5 protein-coding genes and 1 pseudogene are annotated in these 6,813 nt (G+C 47.6%); 1 reads left to right on the top strand and 5 read right to left on the bottom strand.

Annotated elements, in window-relative coordinates:
* Positions 1-868 precede the first annotated feature (868 nt).
* Positions 869-2,077, top strand: a complete 1,209-nt coding sequence (locus OKC27_RS16000; protein ID WP_103859016.1) for a tyrosine-type recombinase/integrase — start codon at positions 869-871, stop codon at positions 2,075-2,077.
* Between the two features lie 45 nt (positions 2,078-2,122).
* Here the strand turns inward: OKC27_RS16000 and OKC27_RS15995 are convergent.
* The 5 genes and pseudogenes from OKC27_RS15995 to OKC27_RS15975 form a co-directional block, all read right to left on the bottom strand.
* Positions 2,123-2,626 (bottom strand): annotated as a pseudogene (locus tag OKC27_RS15995) (tetratricopeptide repeat protein); the annotation flags it as partial.
* A 756-nt stretch (positions 2,627-3,382) separates the two neighbouring features.
* Positions 3,383-3,784, bottom strand: a complete 402-nt coding sequence (locus OKC27_RS15990; protein ID WP_180911148.1) for an H-NS family histone-like protein — start codon at positions 3,782-3,784, stop codon at positions 3,383-3,385.
* A gap of 71 nt (positions 3,785-3,855) precedes the next feature.
* Positions 3,856-4,527 (bottom strand): inovirus Gp2 family protein, encoded by a 672-nt coding sequence (locus tag OKC27_RS15985; RefSeq protein ID WP_270806453.1) that lies wholly within the window; start codon positions 4,525-4,527, stop codon positions 3,856-3,858.
* A gap of 453 nt (positions 4,528-4,980) precedes the next feature.
* Positions 4,981-6,561, bottom strand: a complete 1,581-nt coding sequence (locus OKC27_RS15980; protein ID WP_270806452.1) for a YfjI family protein — start codon at positions 6,559-6,561, stop codon at positions 4,981-4,983.
* Positions 6,539-6,775 carry a helix-turn-helix transcriptional regulator gene (locus tag OKC27_RS15975; protein WP_265177311.1) on the bottom strand — a complete coding sequence of 79 codons (237 nt, stop codon included), beginning with the start codon at positions 6,773-6,775 and terminating at the stop codon, positions 6,539-6,541. Before OKC27_RS15975 ends, OKC27_RS15980 begins: the two co-directional genes overlap by 23 nt.
* Between the last annotated feature and the right edge of the window lie 38 nt (positions 6,776-6,813).

Raw genomic sequence — 6,813 nt, 5'->3', positions numbered from 1 at the left:
GTAGCGCCGATGGTAGTGTGGCATTCGCCATGCGAGAGTAGGACACTGCCAGGCACCCAATACAAGAAACCCCGCTCATTTTAGCGGGGTTTTTTATTGGTAGAAAATCAGCAAATAGCCTGATTGTTGACCGGCCCTCTCTCCTTTCCTCTGTTCTTATTGTTACTCGCCGCGGCTTTCTGGTTCCACAAATAGCCTGATATTCCGCTTGGTACTCTTCCTTCACTGAACCGCTGTCGCTCTGTATGGCGGCTCTGGCGTAGTCATGACCCACGAATCCTATGCTCGCTTGTACGCCATGATCTCTTGCTTGCGATCTTTCCTGGGCATCTGCGTCCTGTGTTAGCCGAAAGCTTTCTTTTTAAGCCTCAGTCATGGCCTCTGCTTATCCATGACTTTGTTAGCCGCCCGCTGACGTTATGCCAGAGAGTGTGTTGGCTGTGCCAACACGCAGGCGCTGTAGTTGCTGCGTGTTGTCGTTGTGGTTTGGGGTAATAAGAACATAGGCAGGGATGTGCGCAGGAGCGCAGAGGTTCGAAGTTGGTGGGTGATCTTGTGGCAGCTATTGAGCCCGCAGGCGGGAAGATTAGGAGGGGGTTGAAGAAGGCTAATTTGTTGAGATCTATGAGAAATGGCAAATCGCAGGCCAACAAAAAGCCCACGCAACATGGTTGCATGGGCTCGGTATGAATGGCGGAGGAGGTGCCCGCCGTAATTAAGTCCAATCAACTCCACACCAATCCAGCAAGCCATTTACTATCAGTATATTAGAAACAAACACAGTCCAATCCATCCCAATCACATATTACCACTGCGCATGCTTGGTGGCATACTGAGTGGCATATTCAATTCTCAAGGAGGTTACCTGATGGCAATCCTCACCGATACCAAAGCCCGCAACATCAAGCCTGAAGATAAGCCCCTTGCTCATGGTGGCGTCACCGGGTTGACGCTACACCCCTCTACCATCAAGGGCAGAGGAAAGTGGGTGTTCCGCTATGTCAGCCCACTGACGAAGAAACGACGTAACGCTGGCCTCGGGACTTACCCCGAGATCTCTATCGCTGACGCTGCTCGAGACGCCCAGGCAATGCGGGAACAGCTGGCGAATAATCTGGACCCACTAGAGATCCGGCTGCAGGAGCAGAACAAGCCGAAGATCCCGACGTTGGAAGCATCCGCCAGACTCGTCTACGAAAGCTTGTTACCTGGTTGGAAGAACCCAAAACACGGCAAGCAATGGATCACCACATTGGAACAGTATGCCTTTCCTGCAATTGGCACTATCTCCATTGATACCATCACCCCAGCTCATATCGCTTCCGTTTTGCAACCGATATGGCTGACGATCCCGGAAACGGCAAGCCGTGTTAAACAGAGGCTACACGCAGTCATGGCTTGGGCATGGGCCCATGGCTATACCTCTGCAAACCCAGTGGATGTGGTAAGCCACCTATTACCGGCTCAACCCAGCAAATCTGTGCGTGTAGAACACCAGCCTGCAATGCCTTGGCGTGATATCCCTGCATTTGTGCAAAAACATCTGAGAACAACGCAACAGTACGATGTAACCCGCTCCATGCTGGAGTTCTTGATCCTGGCTGCTTGCCGTTCAGGTGAAGTCAGAGCCATGAAGTGGTCAGAAGTCGATTTGGAGGCAAGGGTCTGGACTTTGCCTGCCGAGCGTATGAAAGCCAAACAACAACATCGTGTTCCGTTATCTCTTCGTGCCGTCGAAATCCTGAAAGGGTTAAGGGGATTACATGACGAGTTGGTATTCCCATCCCCCAGAGACCAAGTACCGCTCTCAGACACAGTGTTGACGATGTTTCTGAGAAGAGCCAAAGCAGGGAGTTGCACACCTGGCCGAATGGCCACTGCTCATGGCTTTCGTTCTAGCTTTCGAGACTGGTGCAGCGAGCAGGGCTATGCGCGGGATCTCGCTGAACGAGCATTAGCTCACACAGTGCAGAACAAGGTAGAAGCCGCCTACCACCGCACGGACTTGCTGGATCAGCGGCGTCCAATGATGGATGCGTGGGCTGAGTTTGTATCCGGTAATTCACCAACTGAATAAGAAGGAAGCGGCCCACCAAGGCCGCTTCCTTCTATGTTCTTTTTTTTAGCTTTTCTTAGCCGTTGATGACATCTTGCCAAACCAGTGCTCAGAGAGTTTCTGCGCTTGTTTGACTTCCGGCTTGGTCATCGCGGCCTCGAGTTCATCACGGGCCCGTACAGCCTCAGGCATTCCTTCTGTCGCCGCCAGTGACAGCCAAGCATAAGCATGCACCCGGTTACGAGGAGCCCCCAAGCCTTCCTCACGCAATGTCCCCATTCGGTATTGGGCTTGGCGGTCGCCCTGCTGGGCCGCTAGGCGATACTGCTTGAGAGCAAGCGCGTAATCCTCTTTTCCCCCTTGTCCCAGACGCAGCATTTCACCGTAGGTGTACTGGGCGAGAATGTGTCCTTGTTGGGCGGCCTTGGCATAACTGGCTCTGGCCTGCGCCAGTTCACCTTATTTATGCTGTAAATCCACCAGCTCGAACAACGCCTTGGGTACGCCACCGTCAGCAGCCTTCCCTAACCAATAGATCTGCTGTTTCCGGTCTACCTGCAGCACCCGCAGTAGATACTGCTGCCCACCCTTGCTGGGTACTCGTTGCTCATCGAACACAACGATCCCGGACAACGCTCGAACCCTGGCAAAATCTCGCTCTATGGACCAAGGCGAGACGCCAAACACGTCTGCGGCTTCACGGGCGCTGATTGCTCGCGGCTGTTCGTGCAGCCAATGTGCTTACTTGCAAGTAACGCGGCAAAGGTGGATTCGGATTGATAGACATGTAATTCCGTCATTACGCTGGGTGATGGGTAGGCACATTGGACTACCCATGGAGCAATTTGTTCAGGTAATCACAATAAACTTCCTGGCTAACTACTTGTCAGCAAGGCTTGGGCTTCGTCGCGTATCGCACAATATCGCTGTGTGAGGAGTGATCGTTTTTCAACTCGCCAACCGCCATATTTAGCTAGCCAGCGCCTGGGGCAACGTGGATCCCAACTATCAATGGCTTCGCGTAATCGCGCATCCAAATCGGTACGCTCTGCGTCTAAGTCTTTTATGGCTGGCATCAGGATCGGCTATGAGGAACTCGGTGGTTATCGTAGTGCTGACGAGAGGAATTGAACTGGTGACCTACTGAGCTAAGCCAGCATCATGCGCATGCTAAAGGATGTTTTGAATAATGTCATTAGAGCTGGCCTCTGTCATGCGACAGATCATTACCGAATATTCCTGGTTCGTCACAACGAGAGCTGGCACTAATTAGCCACGAAGCACGTAAAAAGAAAGGCCACACCGTGAGGGCATGGCCTTGTCTATTTAGATGAGGAAGTCATCCAGCTGACGACCTTGCTCGAGTTGCTCAGCCAAGAACTTGGGTGTACGGCCCTGACCGGTCCAGGTTTTCTCTACGCCATTTTCAACATAACGGTATTTCGGGGGCCGAGGTGCTCGTTTCGCTTTAGCCGCAGTCGCTGCTGCTGGGGCACTGCCTACCAACTCAGTCGGGTCAATACCAGCCTGAGCCAACATCGCTTGGAACTCAGCCAGCTTTTGCTGACGTTCTGCATTGGCGGCTTGCTCTTTCTCTGCGTGCTCCAGACGCTCCAGATAAATCGATTCAATCTTCTCGTGGGCTTCTTGGAGTTGTTCCAGAGACAACTCACGCATTGCTGCACGTAGACTGCGGATGTTCAGCAGCACTTTCAGAAATTCACTCATAGATATCCTTTAATTAAATATGCAGGGATTGTTCTATAGCATACTAATGAGCACTGATGTGCTCAAGCATATTATCGTACTTGACTGCAACCGAAGTTGCGTTGTCCATCAACAACCTTCGTTCTTTGTTTACTCAGGTAAGCCATACGAAATAGAAATGCGCTGAAATTGTCATCTAATTTTCGCGCTGAGTTACGGTCAAACCTGTATTGTGGATTTACAGGGAAGTTAACCAGCGTTGCATTATCAGGGTATGGGAGGTCCAGCGCACTGCACCACGCCTTCTGGATCCGAGTCCCCATGTTGTTGGCATCATAATCCCGATAATCTCCCAGGAAGGCATACACGTCTTTGTTAAATAGCAGCATCAGGTGGTAATGGGGGGATGCCGATGACTCCTGCTCCCGACACCAGATAACGGTTGGTAATGACGGAGACCCACGCCGTTTCTGACGATAATGGTCTGCACGTAATTGGCTTTTTAGTGACTCCATAAAGCGAGTGATCACTGATGAATCTGAACGCTGTAAACAAGTCAGCGTATCCGTATCATCTTCAGGCGACTCACTAGCAAAACGCAGATCCACACGCAGAGCATAAACACGAGGATACCTAGCCAAGGTACCTGACACAACATCTAAGCTACGCCTTAAATAATTACTATTCATAGGGCCGTAACTATCTGTGTATAATCTAGTAAGTGCTTTCATCTTCAATACTGAATTTTTTAAGTGATTCAACATAGGAGTCCCTACCTTGGTGAATAGACACGGAGGTATAGTTATTGAATTAAATAAATAGATGTGCTTTTTGCTTAAGTAAATACACCATGCTCTGGATGCTATCCATAGTGGTACATGCTTAGAGGCATGTAGTCTTCACGCTACCCCATCGTTAGATTGCATAGCGTATGCTGCTGAACGTTAGTAGTGTGCATGGCTATGGATGTATATAATGGAGTATGTATTACTATATGTATTGCTATATATAATACATATACCGCATCATGGCTTATTTAAATAAACCCATACACTCCTCAATCAAATGGACATATATACTAAAATATAAACATAGGGTTCCTAATTCAGATGCAATAATGATACATCCATATATAACAACACTCTTAAGTTACTTAAGGCGAGGTATCGAAATCGTTAATGCTGCATCTTACTGCATGAGTATGGGGCATACTCTTATCATCGCAATTGACTCCTCATGTCCATCAACGGTCTTTCAAAAAGTTCAACTGATGGTATCCCTAAATGGCGTCTTCCACGATACTCTACAAGTTCGTTAACATAAATCCTATCGTGAGTACGTACTGAAGAGCGCCTAACAAGCCTAGGGTATTTCTTCCAAGATAAAGAAATATAGATTGACTGTTTCTTTTTAAAGCAAATGATATCTCCTCGAGCAATAAGAACTTCTATTGCATCTTCTAGCTTATTCGAATTACGAACACAATGTGGGCCACTTCGTCTAATGTCACCTTTCAAAAACAGCTCATTATTCCAGTTATGAATAATCCACTCCAGTAGCTTATTAACATGTGTCTCGTCCACGAACTCCCTAGCCTCGGGCGATCTAAATATTATCAATGCTTGATGCAAATATATTTCAGCCAGTGCAATGGCTGTCTGCATAGTTTCATGAGTCACAAGCGTGTTTCTGTAGTTTATGTTTGTAAATACATGAAGTGCCGCCGCAATTCTTGACGCCTGCTCCATAAACTTTGAACCAAAATCTTTATAGTGTTCCAAATATTCCCCGCCCCTCATTGCGTATTCAATGTCATTAAACTTGTCATTCCAAATTTTCTTAGCACTCTCTGTTAAATTCAGGCAATGACGTTCCTTGCCTTGTGCTCTCATCTCGAGCCCTTCTTGCAGTAATGCATCAATCCTTGAGCTAAATCTACCTAATTTAATTTTATCATCTAGTGATGCGCTATCATCCCTATCTTCTTGACGATAGCCAATCTCTGACTCAGGCTCACACAGTAGAATTCGAGCGTCTAATCCAGAGCTTCTCATCGCATCACCATTACTATCTCTGAATGTTCTATATATATCAGGCTGGATTTGCATGCTCAAAGTCAAACGAGCACCTTCAATATGAACTTCAGGGGCATTGGCTCTGTCAACACGTATAGTTTGACCTGACCATAGTGAGTTAAACAATGCATTATCTTTCATCAAGTCACTCGACAGTAGTGTCCCAGCTTCATCGGACACCAGAGCTAATGACGTATTCTTCTCAGCTAACATCGACTTCAGTTTTGCGACTGTTATATCCTCAGCTAAAATCCTCTTAACTACCGGAGCTATAGGCATATTTGAATGATGAGTGTGCCATGCCTCTATTATAATGGGCTGCTCATCACCTTTTTTATGCATCTCATCTAATTCCTTCCTTAACACTTTTTTCTTTATATTCCACAATTCCAGTTCGATCTGATATTTCTGCTGTGCAGCATCTACCTGCTCAGCTAAGCATTTTTCAAATTCACGAACTGGTTTCATCAGTAGCTTATCGACCGTGCTTTTTCTCTCGCCAGAAGCAGCTAGAATTAGAGTGTAAAGTGATGCCGGTATTTTCATCTCACTTTTGGGGCTAATATCTACCAACTGCTGCGATGCGATAGCTATAACAGACAACATTTGAGTCAAGATCATAAATCTCGGGGCCTTTGTTCTATAGGCGACGACATCCAGTGGATCCCAAAGGCACTGATCTAACCGCTCAATGACAGTTTCAATGGCTCTGTGTTGATTCATTTTTGACCTCCATTGTTTGACTACTTTGTGACCTGGTTGCGATCCATTGATTGACCTCGCTCTGACGCCAGCCGATCGCTGACTTGCCAAGTTTTATCGCCCTGGGAAAGCTGGGGTCATGCCGAGCAGACTTGGCGTTTAGCTTGTCATAAATTGTTGATCTAGCGAGGCTAATCATCTTTGTAAGCTCCGGCATCCTAATGATGCGGTCCATTGCGTCTTGCATTATGTGATGTCCTTCTAACGTCTGAT

The sequence above is a fragment of the Aeromonas sp. QDB62 genome (assembly GCF_027705695.1).
Classification (GTDB): domain Bacteria; phylum Pseudomonadota; class Gammaproteobacteria; order Enterobacterales; family Aeromonadaceae; genus Aeromonas; species Aeromonas allosaccharophila.
This window is presented reverse-complemented; position numbering and strand designations above follow the sequence as displayed.